General features: G+C 71.1%; 14 protein-coding genes and 1 pseudogene. 11 read left to right on the top strand and 4 right to left on the bottom strand.

Annotated elements, in window-relative coordinates:
- Positions 1-88: 88 nt before the first annotated feature.
- Positions 89-409: a WhiB family transcriptional regulator gene (locus SALPAC2_RS0115415; RefSeq protein WP_018217540.1), complete on the top strand. Its 321-nt coding sequence runs from the start codon at positions 89-91 to the stop codon at positions 407-409.
- Between the two features lie 64 nt (positions 410-473).
- Here the strand turns inward: SALPAC2_RS0115415 and SALPAC2_RS0115410 are convergent, their stop codons facing one another.
- The 3 genes from SALPAC2_RS0115410 to SALPAC2_RS0115400 are packed head-to-tail and all read right to left on the bottom strand — an operon-like array spanning position 474 to position 3,315.
- Positions 474-1,631, bottom strand: a complete 1,158-nt coding sequence (locus SALPAC2_RS0115410) for an ArsA family ATPase (RefSeq protein WP_026184766.1) — start codon at positions 1,629-1,631, stop codon at positions 474-476.
- A 50-nt stretch (positions 1,632-1,681) separates the two neighbouring features.
- Positions 1,682-2,659: an ArsA-related P-loop ATPase gene (locus SALPAC2_RS0115405; protein ID WP_018217538.1), complete on the bottom strand. Its 978-nt coding sequence runs from the start codon at positions 2,657-2,659 to the stop codon at positions 1,682-1,684.
- Positions 2,660-2,679: 20 nt separating this feature from the next.
- The gene (locus SALPAC2_RS0115400) at positions 2,680-3,315 is read right to left on the bottom strand and encodes an Rv0361 family membrane protein (RefSeq protein WP_026184765.1); all 636 of its coding nucleotides are present in this window, start codon (positions 3,313-3,315) and stop codon (positions 2,680-2,682) included.
- 314 nt (positions 3,316-3,629) lie between these two features.
- Between SALPAC2_RS0115400 and SALPAC2_RS0115395 the strand changes: the two genes are divergently transcribed.
- The 8 genes from SALPAC2_RS0115395 to SALPAC2_RS0115360 all read left to right on the top strand — a co-directional run bounded on the left by SALPAC2_RS0115395 (position 3,630) and on the right by SALPAC2_RS0115360 (position 12,045).
- Positions 3,630-4,019, top strand: coding sequence for a hypothetical protein (locus SALPAC2_RS0115395; RefSeq protein ID WP_018217536.1), 390 nt, complete (start codon positions 3,630-3,632; stop codon positions 4,017-4,019).
- Positions 4,020-4,067: 48 nt separating this feature from the next.
- On the top strand, positions 4,068-4,223 hold the full coding sequence (locus SALPAC2_RS26715; RefSeq protein ID WP_013736319.1) for a DUF4177 domain-containing protein: 156 nt from the start codon (positions 4,068-4,070) through the stop codon (positions 4,221-4,223).
- Positions 4,220-4,681: a RidA family protein gene (locus tag SALPAC2_RS0115385; protein WP_018217535.1), complete on the top strand. Its 462-nt coding sequence runs from the start codon at positions 4,220-4,222 to the stop codon at positions 4,679-4,681. The genes SALPAC2_RS26715 and SALPAC2_RS0115385 overlap by 4 nt, the downstream gene beginning before the upstream one ends.
- Before the next feature lie 113 nt (positions 4,682-4,794).
- A complete protein-coding gene (locus tag SALPAC2_RS0115380; RefSeq protein WP_018217534.1) occupies positions 4,795-5,616 on the top strand; it encodes an MBL fold metallo-hydrolase in 822 nt (273 codons plus the stop codon).
- 2 nt (positions 5,617-5,618) lie between these two features.
- Positions 5,619-9,191, top strand: coding sequence for an adenylate/guanylate cyclase domain-containing protein (locus SALPAC2_RS0115375; RefSeq protein ID WP_026184764.1), 3,573 nt, complete (start codon positions 5,619-5,621; stop codon positions 9,189-9,191).
- Positions 9,192-9,319: 128 nt separating this feature from the next.
- Complete coding sequence (locus SALPAC2_RS0115370) at positions 9,320-9,799, top strand: hypothetical protein (RefSeq protein WP_018217532.1); 480 nt, start codon at positions 9,320-9,322, stop codon at positions 9,797-9,799.
- A gap of 69 nt (positions 9,800-9,868) precedes the next feature.
- Positions 9,869-11,353 (top strand): serine/threonine-protein kinase, encoded by a 1,485-nt coding sequence (locus tag SALPAC2_RS0115365; RefSeq protein ID WP_018217531.1) that lies wholly within the window; start codon positions 9,869-9,871, stop codon positions 11,351-11,353.
- A 53-nt stretch (positions 11,354-11,406) separates the two neighbouring features.
- Positions 11,407-12,045 carry an HAD-IA family hydrolase gene (locus SALPAC2_RS0115360; RefSeq protein WP_033661849.1) on the top strand — a complete coding sequence of 213 codons (639 nt, stop codon included), beginning with the start codon at positions 11,407-11,409 and terminating at the stop codon, positions 12,043-12,045.
- Here the strand turns inward: SALPAC2_RS0115360 and SALPAC2_RS26995 are convergent.
- Positions 12,026-12,121 (bottom strand): annotated as a pseudogene (locus SALPAC2_RS26995) (copper homeostasis protein CutC); the annotation flags it as partial. The gene SALPAC2_RS0115360 and the pseudogene SALPAC2_RS26995 overlap by 20 nt on opposite strands.
- Before the next feature lie 244 nt (positions 12,122-12,365).
- Here SALPAC2_RS26995 and SALPAC2_RS0115355 point away from each other — a divergent pair.
- Both SALPAC2_RS0115355 and SALPAC2_RS0115350 read left to right on the top strand, forming a co-directional pair.
- Complete coding sequence (locus tag SALPAC2_RS0115355; protein ID WP_018217529.1) at positions 12,366-13,793, top strand: hypothetical protein; 1,428 nt, start codon at positions 12,366-12,368, stop codon at positions 13,791-13,793.
- Between the two features lie 305 nt (positions 13,794-14,098).
- A complete protein-coding gene (locus tag SALPAC2_RS0115350; protein ID WP_026184762.1) occupies positions 14,099-15,526 on the top strand; it encodes a hypothetical protein in 1,428 nt (475 codons plus the stop codon).
- Positions 15,527-15,586: the final 60 nt, after the last annotated feature.

Raw genomic sequence — 15,586 nt, 5'->3', positions numbered from 1 at the left:
CTTGGGGGAGGTCGGCGGGCGATCGGGGGGAAAACAGCCGGCTGGTCCGCGATGGGGTCGGTAGTACTGCAAGGGGGGACGTGTACAGATGGGCATGATCACTGACTGGCCGTCGCTGGCGGCATGTCAGAACGGGGACCCGGACGCGTTGTTCGTACAGGGCGCCGAACAGAACGTGGCGAAGCGGATCTGCCGAAGCTGCCCAGTCCGGTACGAGTGCCTGGCCGACGCGCTGGACAACCGGATCGAGTTCGGCGTGTGGGGCGGCATGACCGAACGGGAACGGCGGGCGTTGCTGCGCCGCCATCCGCAGGTCGCCAGCTGGCGCAAGACGTTCGAGGCCGCGATGAAGAAGAACGCCAAGGAGAAGGCCGACCGGGACAAGGTCCTGGCCGCCACGGTTGGCTGACGAGTCTTCCCTTGGCCGCCCGCGGCCGGGCTGATGAGTAAGTAACCCCTGGCGCCGCGGCCGGCTACGGATCTCCCTGGCCGGCCAGCGAACCGATCGTCCGTAGCCCGTCGATGTCGTGGACATCGGCGGGCTGCGCGGTGACCGAGGCCACCGGCACGGTCGGGAACGCCGCGGTGAACCGAGCGGCCACCCGCTGTTCGCGTACGGCCTGGTGGGCAAGGGTGGCATGGGCCCGGAGCACGTCCGCCGTGCCGTCGTGGCCGCCCAGCCTGGCCAGCCGGTCAGCGGCGGCCAGGCTCTCGTCGGGGTCGAGCTCCGGGGCTGCCGGGCGGTGCACCCGGTTGAGCACCAACCCGGCGAGCGGCATCCGGTCGGCCCGCAGCCGGCCCGCGAAGTACGCGGCCTCCCGGACCGCGTCCGGCTCCGGCGCGGCGACCAGGAGGAACGCCGTCTCCTGGGCCTGCAGGATGCGGTAGGTCTGCTCCGCCCGTTGGCGGAAACCGCCGAACATCGAATCGAGGGCGGCTACAAAGCCGGACAGATCACTCAACAACTGGGCGCCCAACAACTTCTGAACAACCTTCGAGAACATGCCGAACCCGGCGGTGACGAAGCTGAACATGCTCCGCCCGCCCGTGCGGGCCGGGGCAAGCAGCAGCCGCAGCATCCGGCCGTCCAGGAAGCGGGCGAGGCGAGCCGGTGCGTCGAGGAAATCCAACGCCGAGCGGGAGGGCGGAGTGTCCACCACGATCAGGTCCCACTCGCCCCGGGCGTGCAGCTGCCCGAGCTTCTCCATCGCCATGTACTCCTGGGTGCCGGCGAAGGTGGAGCTCATGGCCGCGTAGAACGGGTTCGCGAAGATCTCCGCGGCCCGCGCCGGATCAGTGTGCTGGAGCACCACGTCGTCGAAGGTGCGTTTCATGTCGAGCATCATGGCGTGCAGCTCACCGCCGCTGGCCTCGACGTTGATCCCCTTGACCTGGCGTGGAGTGTTGTCCAGCTCGGTAAGCCCCAGCGACTGGGCCAGCCGGTGCGCCGGGTCGATGGTGAGCACCACCGTGCGGCGACCGTGCTCCTCCGCGGCCCGAAGCGCGAGCGCGGCGGCGGTGGTCGTCTTGCCCACCCCGCCCGCCCCGCAGCAGACCACGATCCGTACGCCGGGATCGGCGAGGATCCGGTCAACGTCCAGCGGCGGCGCCGCGTCGTCGGAAGGCACCAATCGAGCGTATCGGGCCCGGTTCACCAACGCTCCCGAGCCGGAGGAGTGCCTCAAGCCGCTCGGACGAGCGCCGCGGCCAGCAGATCCAGACCCGCCCGGTCCACCCCGTCGGGCAGCAGCGGCAGCTCGACCAGCGGCAGGCCCAACTCGGCCAGCTCGGTCCGGAGCGAGTCCTCCAGGTCGCGGCGGACTGACTGGTCGCGCGCCTCGGTCGCCAGGCCGGAGACGGTGGCCTCGTCGGCGGGCAGCCCGGCGGCGAGCAACCCGGCGGTGAGCTCCGCCGCGGTGATCGCGGCGTTGACCGGTGCCGGTGGGCGGGTGGCGTTGACGATGATCCGTCCGACCGGGAAACCCAGCGTGGCGAAGTCGGCGATGGCGTCCGCGGTCTCCTGGACCGGCATCTCCTCAAGGAGCGTCACCACGTGCACGGCGGTCATCGGGGAGCGCAGCAGCGCGGCGACCCCCTCGCTCTGAGTTTTGATCGGCCCCACCCGGGCCAACCGTGCGGTCTCGGCGGTGACATTGAGGAACCGCGCGATCCGCCCGGTGGGCGGGGCGTCCAACACCACCGCGTCGTACACCCGCTGCTGGCCCTGCGTGCGGGTGGTGGCCTCCTTCACCTTGCCGGTCAGCAGCACGTCGCGCAGCCCCGGGGCGATGGTGGTGGCGAAGTCGATGGCGCCCAGCTTGCGCAGCGCCCGGCCGGCGCCGGCGAGCTTGTAGAACATGTCCAGGTACTCGAGCAGGGCCTCCTCCGCGTCCACGGCGAGAGCCCGCACCTCGCCGCCGCCCGCGGCGTCGGTCAGGTGCCGCTCGGCGTAGGGGAACGGGTCGGTGCCGAAGAGCTGGGCGATGCCCTGCCGTCCCTCGACCTCGACCAGCAGGGTGCGCCGGCCCCCGGTGGCGAGGGCGAGGGCGAGGGCGGCGGCGACGCTGGTCTTGCCGGTGCCGCCCTTGCCGGTCACCACGTGAAGGCGGGCCGGCCACTCGGTGCCGGCCGGCTCGGCCGGTCGCTGTGCTGCTCCCACCCGTCGAGCCTAACCAGGCGTCACCCGCCGGCGACCTCACAGACCCGCCAACCTTCGGTCCAGATCACGGTGAGGCGCAGGGGCAGTTCGGCGGCGTGCTCGTCGGCGGTGGTCATGGTGACCGTGGTGGTCACGCTGGCTTCGCCCTTGGTCTGCTTTTCGACCTTCGGGGGGCTCCACCGGAAGTGCGGCTTCTCGTAGTCGGCCGCGTACTTCTCCACCTCGGCGACCTTCGCGGAGATCTTGTCCCGATCCCGGGCGGCCGAGCAGACCAGGCTCGACGCCTGGGCCGCGTCGCGGTCCTGGTAGACGGCGGTGAGGAACTCATCCACGGCGACCCGGGGCTCCTCGGCGCCCGGGCCCTCCTCCATGGGACGCAGCACCAGGAATGCGGCGACCCCGCCGCCGACGCAGAGCACCAGGGTCACCGCAAGGGCGATCGACGCGATCAGGAATCCGCGTCGGCGGCGGGGCGCCGGACTCTGCTGCTCCGGGGGATAGGGGGCGGGGGGCGCGGGGTATGCCGACGGGTTTGGTGGTGCGTCGGGGGCGTCGGGTGGGGGGTATGCCGACGGGTTCGGTGGTGCGGGGGGTGCGGCCGGTGCGGTCGGGTGATCGGGCTGATGGGTCGGATCGTCGCTGGCTGACTGGGACATCGCTCCCCCGGGGGGTGGGACTGCGTCGGCTCGGCGAGGCGACGGGTGGCGGTTGGCCGCCGGTTACGACCGGAAGGGTAGCGGTTGGCCCGGCCATTGGCAGGGAGCCGGTTCCGCCCAGGCCCGTCGACTCCCGGATGTTGTCCGTATTCCGCCGGAGCAGGTGTCGCATATGTGACTTGGCGGTCGGAATGCCGCGCGTCCTGTTGGCGGGCGTCGAACAGCAGCCTACGTTCCGATGGTGCCGGGATCGGGCCGTGGGCCGGGCCGAGCGGCGTGGGCACGATCAGGTACAAACCGCCGGAGGCAAGGGCATGCACGACGTGGAGAACACCCGCCGGACCCAACTCCCGGCCGCGATCCGGCTGCCGGCCCCCGGGGGTGTCCCGGACCAGCCTGCCCTGCCGCCTCGCGACGAGGAGGAGCCGGGCTACGTGGTGCATCTTCCGGTCCGGGTCGCGGACCACGCCGCCGCTGTCGCGCTGGCGGGCACGATCGCCACCTCGTTGAGCTTCCTCGGTGCGGTGGACGCCGGGGAGACCACGGTCTCCACGGCGGATGACCAGAACAACCGGCACCGGGTCTTCTGTGACCTGCCGCTGCTGGACCGGTCCCGCTGCCCACGGCCCTATGACCACGTTGGCTCGTGCGGGGAGGCGGTGGCCGAGCAACGTCCCGCGCCCCAGGTCGTCGTCGGACCGTAGGCTGTGCCCTGGAAAGAACCGCACTCCAGGAAAGAGAGCCTTCCAGCGATGCAGAAGTGGGAGTACGCCACGGTCCCGCTGCTGGTCCATGCGACCAAGCAGATCCTCGACAACTGGGGCGAGGACGGCTGGGAACTGGTATCCGTGGTTCCCGGCCCGAACCCGGAGCAACTCGTCGCCTACCTGAAGCGGCCCAAGGCATGACCGGGCCGTACGCGAAACTCGTCGAGCTGGGGCATGAGTTGCCCGAGGTGGTGCCTCCGGTCGCCAGCTACCTGCCGGCGGTGCGGTCCGGGCAGCACGTTTACGTCTCCGGTCAGCTACCGATGGCCGAGGGCAAGCTGCTCGCCACCGGCAAGGTGGGCGCTGACGTCTCCGCCGACCAGGCCAGGGAGTTGGCCCAGCGGTGCGCGCTGAACGCGCTCGCGGCGATCAATTCGTTGGTCGGGCTGGCGAAGATCGTCAAGATCGTCAAGGTGACCGGCTTCGTGGCGAGTGCCCCGGGCTTCACCGGCCAGCCCGGTGTCATCAACGGCGCCTCCGACTTCTTCGGCACCGTCTTCGGTGAGGCCGGTCGGCACGCGAGGAGCGCGGTCGGGGTGGCGGAGCTGCCCCTGGACGCGCCCGTCGAGGTTGAGGTCATCGTCGAGGTCGCAGCTTAGCTCCTGCCGCGATCTTGTACCTCCTGCCGGTCAAAACCCCTGAACGGGTATGAAGCGGAGGATGGAGGTGCAAGATCGCGGAGGCCGGTGCGGGTGGTCGTACGATCGCAGCCATGAGCGGGCACTTCACGGCGCCGGCGACAGCTCTCGCCGGCGCGCTGCCGGGGTGGGTCACGCTGCTGCGGGCCCCCAACCCCGGGCCGATGACGTTGACGGGCACCAACACCTGGGTGCTCCGCGCCGCCCCCGAGGAACCGGCGGTGGTGATCGACCCCGGCCCGGCCGACGAGGCGCACCTGGCCGCGATCGCCGCCCAAGGGCCGATCGGGCAGGTGCTGATCACCCACGGGCACCCCGATCACACCGAAGGCTCGGCACGCCTGCACGACCTGCTCGGCGGGGCGCCCGTACGCGCCGCGGATCCGGCGCACACCATCGGCGGTACGCCGCTGACCGAGGCCGCCGGCGACCTCGGTGGCGACCCGCTGGAGATCCGCCTGCTGGGCACCCCGGGGCACACCGCCGACTCGGTCTGCTTCCTCGCGACGTACGGCGACGAGCAGGTGCTCCTCACCGGTGACACCATCCTCGGCCAGGGCACCGCCGTGGTCGCCCACCCGGACGGGCACCTCGGGGACTATCTGGACAGTTTGCAGCTGCTCGCGACGTACGGCGGAATTCCGGCCCTGCCCGGTCACGGCCCGGCGCTGGCGGACTGCGGCGCCGCGGCGGAGTTCTACCTGGCCCATCGACGGGCCCGCCTCGACCAGGTCCGGGCCGCGCTCGACGCCGGTGCCCGCACCGCCGCCGAGGTGGTGGCGGTCGTCTACGCCGACGTCGACCGGTCACTGTGGTGGGCCGCCCAATGGTCGGTCCGGGCACAGTTGGCGTACCTGGGCCGGGAATCCGGCGCCACCGATGCGGAGTTGGAGTAGACGTGACCTGCCCGGTGTGCGGAACCGTCGCGGTACCCGGTGCCCGGTTCTGCCACAACTGCGGCGCCGCGCTGCCGGCTGCGGCGACGCTGCCCGCCACCGAACGCCGTGTGGTCACCGTGCTCTTCGGTGACCTGTCCGACTTCACCTCCTGGTCGGAGGATCTCGACCCGGAACGGGTCGGCGCCGTCACCGACCGGGTGCTCGCGGCGCTGGCCGGTGCGGTCAAGACCTTCGGCGGGCACGTCGACAAGCTGACCGGGGACGGCATCATGGCGGTCTTCGGTGCGCCGGTGGCGCACGAGGACGACGCCGAGCGGGCCGTTCGGGCGGCGCTGTCGATGCAGCGGGCGGTGCGCCGGGTCCTCGACGACGAACGTGGTGGCGGCGGGCCGCTGGGGCTGCGGGTCGGGCTCAACACGGGGGGCGTGATCGCCGGAATCCAGGCGGCCCTGGAGTACACGGTCATCGGAGACACGGTCAACACCGCCGCCCGGCTCGCCGACGCGGCGGCGGTCGGGGCGGTCTACGCGGGGGACCGGACCGCCGCCGCCACCCGGCACGTCGCCTCCTGGCGGTCGCTGCGCCCGCTACGGCTGAAGGGCAAGCGCGAGCCGGTCGCGGCGTACGAGCTGCTGGGCCTGCTGGACGCCACGGGCACCCGCTCCGGGTTGGGGGACGAGGCGCCCTTCATCGGCCGGGAGACCGAGATCGGGCGGGTGGCGGGCCGGCTCGCCGAGGTGGTTGACAGCGGTGAGCCCCGGGTACTGCTGATGACCGCCGAGGCCGGCATCGGCAAGTCCCGCTTCGCCGCCGAGGTGGAGCGGCTCGCCGCCGGCTACGACGTGGGCGCCGGCCGGTTCGCGGCGTACACCGGTGCGCGGGTGCTCTCCGTGCGCTGCGTCGCGTTCGGTGAACGGCGCCGGCTCGCTCCGCTGGCGGACCTGGTCCGCGCCGCGGTCGGCCTGCCCACCGACTCGGCCACCGCGCTCACCCGACCGGCGGTCGAGGAGCGACTGCGTCGACTCGGCCAGCGCCTCGGCCGTGCCGGTGGCGATTCCGCGCCGGTCGCCACCGAGCAGCTGCTGGCCCTGCTCGGGTACGCGGAGCTGCCCAGCGGCCCCACCGACCAGGGCGAGTGGCGCTCGGCGAGTCAGTCCGCCGACGGCGACGCGGTGCCGAACGCCGTCGCCGACCTGCTCAGCGCCCTCGCCGCGGAGGAGCCGCTGGTGGTCGTGGTCGACGATCTGCACGACGCGACCACCGAGAGCACCCAGGCGCTCGGCGAGACCCTGTCCCGGCTCGTCGGCCCGGTGCTGGTGCTGCTGCTGGGCCGGCCGGAGCTGGTCCGCACGGCGGGTGCCCTGACCCGGGTGGCCGACGCCGAGGTCCATGCGCTGCCGCCGCTGCGTGGTGCGGACGCCGCGCGGCTGCTCACCAGCTACCTCAGTGACGGCCGGTTGCCGCAGGTCGACGCCGATCGCCTGCTCGCCACCGCGCAGGGCAACCCGTTCTACCTGGCGGAGCTGGTCACCCTGCTGATGGAGCGGGGCGCCCTGACCGTCGGTACCGACGAGGACTGGCAGCTCGCGCCGGGCTCGCTCGGCAGTCAACTGCTCTCCCGTGACCTCGCGGCCGTGCTCGCCGCGCGAATCGACGCGCTGCCGGCGGACGCCCGTTCGGTGCTGCGGGACGCGGCGGTGGTCGGCGACACCGTACCGGCGGGGGCGCTGGAGGCGTTGCGGGAGCAGCGGAGCGGTCGGGACGGCTGGCCGGCGGCGGTGGCCGCCGTGGAGCTGGAACGCGCGGTCGAGGAGTTGCTGCAACGCCGGATGTTGCACCGCGCGTGGTCCGGCCACACGTTCGCCACCCCGCTGATGCGGGAGGCGGCCTACGCCGGGGTCAGCAAGGCCGAGTTGGCCGAACGGCACGCGGCCCTCGCCCGTTGGGCGGCGGCCGACGCCCCGACCGGTACTTCCGCCTCCGGTGGTTTCACCGAGGCCGCCCGGGACGACTTCGTGGCCGGGCACGTGGAGCGGGCGACCGCGCTCGCCGACGCGGTCGGACTGCGGCCGGACGCACCGGCGCGGGCCGTGGTCCCGGTCGGGGTCGCCGCGTTGGGCCACGCCGCCCGCCGGTCGATGTACGTCGGAGAGCCACTGCTGGCAGTGGAGTACGCCGAACGCGCCAGCGAGCTGGCTCCGGATGGGGTCCCCGCGGCCGACCGGGTGGTGCACGCGCGGGCGCTGCTCCAGATCGGCAAGGCGTCCGACGCGCTCGCGAATGCGGAGAAGATCGCCGCCAACGCCGGGGACGAGGCGGCCATCCAGGCGAGTGCGCTGCTCCTAGCCGGGCAGGCGCAGCAGACAATGGGCGACCCGGACCGGGCGGTGAGCTCCTGGCAGGAGGCGTTGCAGGTCGCCTCCGCCCACGAGTTGCCGACGCTGCAAGCGGCGGCGATGCGGCGGCTCGGGATGGCCGACTTCATCGCCGGCCGGCTGGGGCAGGCGAGCAGCCGGCTCGCGGCGTCGTACCAGACCAGTCTCGCGGTGCAGGACCGCCGTGGGCAGGCGTGGTCGTTGCAGAACCTGGCCTGGGTGACCACCACCCGGGGCGATTTCGCCGGTACGGACGCGGTGCTCGGTCGAGCCGCGCGGTTGTTCGCCGAGCTGAAGGATCCGTACGGGCGGGCCTGGCTGCGGGGCACCACCGCCTTCGCCCGGCTGCTCGCCGGCCGGCTGCACGAGGCCGGCCGCCTCGCCCGGGCGTTCCTGCCGTTCGGCGAGCGGGTCGGCGAGCAGTGGGCGGTCGGCACCCTGCGGGCGGTGGAGGCGTTCGCCGCCGCCGAGCTGGGTGATCTGGCTGAGGCCGACCGGGCGGCCCGGCGGGCGTACCGGGACTTTGACGCCGCCGCCGACGAGTGGGGGCGGGGCTTCGCGCTGGTGGTGCGCGGGGTCATCGCGCGCGGCCTAGGCGAGCCGGAGCACGCCGCGGATCTGTTCACCGACGCGATGGGGTACGCCCGCCGTACCTCGCATCCACTGTTGACCGGGATGGCTGGCACGCTGCGGGGGTTCGTGGCGTTGGACTCGGGCGACCACGACCGGGCCGAGCGGGAGGCGCAGGCGGTGCTGGCCGCCGTCGAGCCGTACAACCCGTGGGCGCCGGCGCAGGTGGCGCCGCGGGTGCTGCTGGCCACCGCCCGGCTGGCGGCCGGCGACCCCGGCGCCGCGGTCGACCTGCTCGCCCCGGTGGCGACCGCCGCGCAGACCACCCCGGCGTTGCTTTTCTCCCGTCGCCTGACCTTGGCCCAGTACGCCTCCGCCCTGCTTGCCCACGGGCAGGCGGAGCAGGCGCTGGACTGGGCGCGGCGGGCCCGTTCCGTCCGGGCGGAGGACGTGCGTAGTCAGGTGGTCACCGCCGCCGTGTTGGCGAGGGCGCTCGCCGCTACCGGCGAGTCGGTGGCGGCGCGGGCCAGCGCCCAGGAGGCGGTACGCCTGGCGTACGCGACCGAGCAGCGGAGCGAGCGGCGGGCCGCGGACGACCTCCTCAGCCGGTTGACAGCGGCCGAGTGATCCGGCCGTCGGCGGCAGCGTCGGTGGCAGATTTTGGTAATTCCGGTGATGCGGGACAGGGTGGATGGTCGATAGCGTGGGGGCGCGCACGGCCCTGGGGTGTGGGCGTGCCGGACGGAAGGGGTCCGATGAAGCTGCCGCGTTCTGCCGCCGGCTGGACAGTCACGGTATTTGGCCTGCTCGCGTTGCTTGTGGGCGCGGTTGGGCTGGTCTGGCCGGAGGTGATGCTGCGGCTGCTCGGTTTCGAGGTGCTGGAGTCGCGGGCGTCGGGTGACTACACCATTACATTCCTGACGGCGTCCTCGATGGCGTCGTTCAACATGGGGGTCTACTACCTGCTCGCCGCGGCGACCGAGTGGCGGGCCTTCTACCGGTTCACGGTCGGGTTCCGGCTCCTCACGTTCACCGTCTTCACCGTCTTGGTGCTGGTGGACACCGCTCCGGGCCGGTTCTTCGGGGTGGCCGCCTGGGAGGGGCTGGGCGCGTTGGCGACCGCTGCGGGTCTGTGGTGGGATCGCCGCGGCCCGGGTGCCGTGGCACCGGGCAGCGCCGTCTCGTCGTCGGCCGACCCGGCGGGTCCGGCGTCCACCGCTGACGCGGTTCGCTGACCAGCCCGCCTGATTCGGTATTTTCAAGCCGTGACCGAGACCTCGCCTGGCGCGCTACCGACGCCCCTTGTGCCCGGGCTGACCGATCTGCGGGTTTTTGCCCGAGGCGGTTACGCGACGATCTACAAAGCCACCCAGATCTCGGTGGGCCGCGAGGTGGCGGTCAAAGTAGAGAACCGCACGCTGGACAGCGAGCGGGACCAGGCCCGGTTCCTCCGCGAGGCACGGGCGGCCGGTCGGATGTCGTCCCACCCGCACGTGGTTGACCTCTTCGATGTCGGCGTCACCGTGGACCAGCACCCGTACCTGATCATGGAGCTCTGCGACGGGTCGTTCGCCGAACGGATGCGTACCTCGCCGCTCGGCCCGGTGGAGGCCCGCGACCTCGGAGTCAAGATCGCCGACGCGATCGCCCACTCCCACGCGGCCGGGGTGCTGCACCGCGACATCAAGCCGGCCAACATCCTCCACTCCCACTTCAACCCGGCGGTGCTGGCCGACTTCGGGCTGGCCGTCGTCGCCGAGCTGCGGGACGCCACGGTCGCCCTGGAGGTGCTCACCCCGGCGTACGCGCCACCGGAGATGTTCAACCACAGCCCACCCTCGCCGGCAGTGGATGTCTACGCCCTCTGCGCCACCCTCTACGCGGTGATGCACGGTCGGCCGCCGCGTTGGCGGTCCGAGCGCGACCCCAGCCTGGTTACGGTGCTGGAGATGTTCCAGCAGCCGGTACCCGGCCTGCCCGGGGTGCCGGAGGAGCTGGTCGACATCCTCCGGGCCGGCATGTCGAACGACCCGATCGCGCGACCGTCCGCCGCCGAGCTGCGGGACCAGCTGGCCGCGCTGCCGGTTGGCGGGACCGCCGCCGGCGCCCCGGCCGAGCCAGCCGCCGGCGGGCACCCCGGGACGGCCCCGAGCGGGCACACCGGAGTGGCCGCGGACGGCCGGCCGACCTACCCGGCGCCCCGCGCGCCGGCCGAGGACGCACACCCGCCCCTTCCCTCCTCCGCGGCCCGGCGTCGGTGGCCCTGGTTCCTCGGCGGCGCGGGAGTGGCCGCCCTCCTCGCGGCCGGAGTCGGGCTGGTCGGCGTTGGACTGGATCAGGATGGGCGCGATGGCGGCCTGAGTGTGTCGCGACCGACCTCGAGCGTGGGCCGGACCGCCGATCCCGCCCTCCGGCCCGCCTGCGCCCAGGCGGTGGAGCTACCCTCCGGGGCCCGGTGCGGAGACGAGCTGGAGTGTTTCGGTCCGATCTGGGGCAGCGGGGCGCGGGCCCCCGCCGAGCAGGTGCCCTGCTCGGGTGAGCACACCTGGGAGAGCTACGCCGAGGGCGAGCTGATCGAGGCGGCACCCGGGATCCGCTACCCCAACATCGGCGTCGACCCGACGGTTCGTCGAGTGTGCAACGAGACCACCTTCAAGCTCGCCGCCGGCCTCACCCACACCGAGGGGTGGAAATTGGAGGTGCTGCCCCCCGGGGAGGCGGAGCGGACGTACCGCTGTGTGGCCGGGCGCGGGCTGGACGCGCTCGTCGCCCCGACCCTCGTGCGCTGAGCACCGCGTTGCGACCTTGGTGGCAGGTCGCCAATGACTAACGTGAAGGCCAGGTGAACATGGATCGGTCAGTCCTCTTCGACATCGACGGCACCCTCGTGGACTCAACCGAGGCGGTCACCATCAGCTGGCGTACGGTCGCCGCTCGTTACGGCGTCGATGCGGACGCCGTCTTGCGGGTCTGCCACGGCCGGCGCGACGAGGACGTGGTGCCGGAGTTCTTTCCGCCCGAGGCGGTCGCGTCGGTCCTGCGGGAGCTGGCCGACCTCGAGCTCTCGTACGCCGAGTCGGTGCGCCCGATCCCCGGCGCCACCGCCGCGCTGGCCATGATTACCGATGGCAGGTGGGCCGTCGTCACGTCCGGGTCCCGTCGCCTCATGACCGCCCGGATGCGCGGTGCCGGTCTGCGAACTCCACCGGTCTTCGTAGTGGCGGAGGATGTCCGCCACGGCAAGCCCGATCCCGAGGGGTATCTGCTGGCCGCCCGGCAACTCGATGTTGCCGCCGAGTCCTGCGTTGTCGTGGAGGATTCCCCCGCCGGAGTTGCCGCCGGCAAAGCGGCCGGTGCCGTGGTGGTGGCGATCGCCACCACCCACGCTCCGGCGGAGCTGGACCACGCCGACACCGTCATCGACGACCTGCATGAGCTGGACCGGGCGATCAGCGCATCCGTTAACCGCGTGCGGCGGTGAGGAGGCGGCTCACCTCACCGCCGTCGGTCGCCTCGCGCCCGTCGCGCCGGACGGGCGCCGGAATGTGGTGCGGCCGGTGTTTCCGTTGGACCCAGCCTTCGCTCCGGAGCTGGTCGTGCTGCTCGGGTGAGTAGGCAGTCGCCTCGCAGGTACTGAAGATGTCTTATGGGGCTTATATAGCCTTATGTCCGAATTCTGCCCCTCGGATCGGCTTAGCTCGGTTGGTTGCCACCGCTGCCCGGTAGTCGGGGAATCCCATCCGGCTACCCACGTGGGCTGCGGTTCCTCACCGTTCACGGGGGAAGGACGCCGAGAGCAGGATGAACCATCAAGACCAGGACCACTCCCGTAGGCGCGAACCGGTCCACCTCGCCGCGCTCCGACCGCGGTCACGGCGGCGGTGGTGGTGGGCTGCCGGCCTCACCGGCCTGGCGCTCATCGCCACAAGTGTCGCCGCTTCGGTGGTCGGCACTGCCGGACCTTCGCTCACCTCCGCCGACGAGCCCTCCTCCGCCACCGAGGACCATCGCAGCGGTGGAGGGTCCGACCCGGGCAAGGGTAAGAATGAGATGAAGCCGAAGCCCGTACCGGTCCCGTGCGACGCGGACAAGCTGATCGCCGCGATCACCCTCGCCAACGCCCGTGGCGGTGCCGTGCTCGACCTCGCCGAGAAGTGCACCTACCTCCTCACCGCCAACATCGACGGTGCCGGCCTGCCCGCGATCACCGCCCCCATCACCCTGAACGGCGGCAAACACACCGCCATCACCCGTGCCGCCGCCGTTGCGCAGTTCAGGATCCTCACCGTCAACGTCGGCGGCGATCTCACCCTTAACCACCTCACAATCACCGGTGGGCAAACCATCGACAACGGCGGCGGCATTTTCGTCAACACTGGCGCAGCGTTGACCACCAACCACAGCACCGTCACCCGAAACATCGCCGGCAGCGACGGCACCGGCAGCAGCGGTGGCATCGCCAACAACGGCACCACCACCATCAACCACTCCACGGTCAGTCGCAACACCGCGGCGACCTCCGCCGGAGGCGTCGGCAATGCGGGTCTACTCACCATCGAGAAATCCAACGTCACCGCGAACGCGGCAAATGTTTTTAACGGAATCGGCGGAGGTGTCGGCAGCTTCCCCGGCAGCACCACGTTCGTGACCCGTAGCACCATTAGCGGTAACACCACCATTGGTGCCGGCGGCGGAACCGGCGGCTTGAGTGCGAAGGTCACCGTGACCGACTCCGCCATCACCGACAACCGCGCCAGCAATGGCGGCGCAGCCTTCGTTCAGGGGGGCAGCCTGACCCTCCGCCACGTTGCGGTCACCCACAACACCTCCGTCAATCAGGGCGGCGGTCTAGTTTTCCAAGGCCTCAACGCGGCAACCGTGGGCACCATTGCGGACAGTAAGATCGCGCATAACGTCGCCAACATCCAGAACGGTGGAGGCATCGTCAACGCCGCCCTCAACCAACCCTCCACGGTTTACGTCCGGGACACCCACATCACGGATAACCAGGCAGCAATTGGTGGCGGAATATTCAACCTGGCGAGCCAGGGCCTCGACGGGGTGGTTACCCTTGTCAACACGAAGATCACCAAGAATATCGCCGTTCAAACTGGCGGCGGCATCTTCAACCTACCGCCCGGTGTGGTGAATCTGAACCCGGCCACCGGCACCATCGTGATCAAGAATCGACCAAACAACTGCTTCAACGTGCCGGGCTGCGCCGGGTAGGGGTGATCGCGGGCCGGAACTCGTCGAGGTCGCCGAGGGCGGGTGCTCGCCCTGACTCCGGGCGGCGTCGGCCGTGACCGGGCGCGGCTGTCGTGCCCCTCCAGCCCGGTGTGTCTCCGCAGGCCGTGACGAGAGCCGAGATCCCTTTGGTGGGCATTACTCGCATTATGGGCTGTTTGGGGGGTTAAGTCCGTTTTGCTCGTGGTGGTTGCTACCGCCTTCTGGTAGCCGAGGAGCGCCACCCCGGTCTGCCCCCGGGCGGCGAAGCTTCTCGCCGTTCACGGGGGAAGGACACCAGGATTGCGATGAACCATCAGGACCACACACCCGGACCCGAACCGGTACGCCCCGACCAGGGGCGTGCGAGGGCGCGGTGGCGATGGACTGTGGGGCTGGCCGGGGTGACCGGACTGGCTCTCACCACGGTCGGTGTCGCCGCCCCGGCCGCTGAGGCGGCCGGACGTCCCCTCGCCTCCGCCAACGAGCAACCCGCCGCCGACGACCGTCGTAGCGGGGACGAGCCCGGCAAGGGTAAGTCAGACAAGGGCAAGTCCGACAAGGGGCGGAAGGCGGAGAAACCCGAGGGGATCCCGGTGCCCTGTGATGCGGACAAGCTGATCGCCGCGATCACCCTCGCCAACGCTCGCGGCGGTGCCGTGCTCGACCTCGCCGAGAAGTGCACCTACACCCTCACGACCAACATCGACGGTGCCGGCCTGCCCGCGATCACCACCCCCATCACCCTGAACGGCGGTAAACACACCACCATCACCCGTGCCGCCGCCGTTGAAGAGTTTCGCATTTTCGCCGTCGATGCCGGTGGTGACCTCACCCTCAACCACCTGGAAGTCACCGGCGGGCAGGCCGACGGTGACGGTGGGGGAGTGCTCGTCAACACCGGTGGAGCGTTGACCGTCATGAAAAGCGCCGTCACCCGCAATATCGCCAGCAGTAGGGGCGGTGGCATCGCCAACGACGGCATCACCACCACCAAGCACTCCACGATCGGTCGTAACATCGCGGAAAGCGTGGGTGGAGGAATCGACAATGACGGTCTGCTCACCGTCGAAAAGACCTCCGTCACCGCGAACACGGTCAACAACGCTGCCGGCTCCGGCGGCGGTATCGGCGGTTCACCTGGTAGCACGACCCTCGTGACCGGCAGCACCGTCAGCGGCAATCGCACCGGTGACGCCGGCGGAGGAGTCGGTAGCTTCAACGCGACCGTCACCCTCACCGACTCCACCATCACCAACAACACCGGTAGCAACGGTGGTGGGGTCTTCGCCGAAGGGGGAATGTTGACCGTGCGGCGGGTCACCGCCACCGACAACACCGCAGCCCTTCAGGGTGGCGGCCTCAGTATCCAGGCCCTCACGGAAACAGCTGCGGTCACCGTCGAAGACAGCAAGATCGCGGGTAACGTCGCGCCGGGCGCGAACGGTGGCGGGATCGTCAACTCGGCCCTTGCCTTCGACTCCACAGTAGTTGTCCGAAACACCCTGATCACGGCCAACCAAAGCGTATCGGGGGGTGGGATATTCAACATCGGAGTAGGCGGGATGGCCACCGTCAACTTGTTCAACACGAAGATTGTCAAGAATATCGCCACCGGTAACGGCGGGGGCATCCTCAACGTGGCGGGTACGGTGAACCTGAACCCGGCCACCGGTACGGTCGTCATCAAGAATCGACCAAACAACTGCGTCAACGTGCCTGGCTGCGCCGGATAGCGGCCTGCTCACGCTGAGCTCGAAAGGGCCCGTTCCTGCCGTAACCCGGTGGGAGCGGGC

Origin of the sequence: Salinispora vitiensis (assembly GCF_000378825.1) — a bacterium.
Classification (GTDB): Bacteria; Actinomycetota; Actinomycetes; order Mycobacteriales; family Micromonosporaceae; genus Micromonospora; species Micromonospora vitiensis.
Note: the sequence above shows the minus strand (reverse complement) of the source record. Positions and strands in the feature narration are given on the sequence as shown.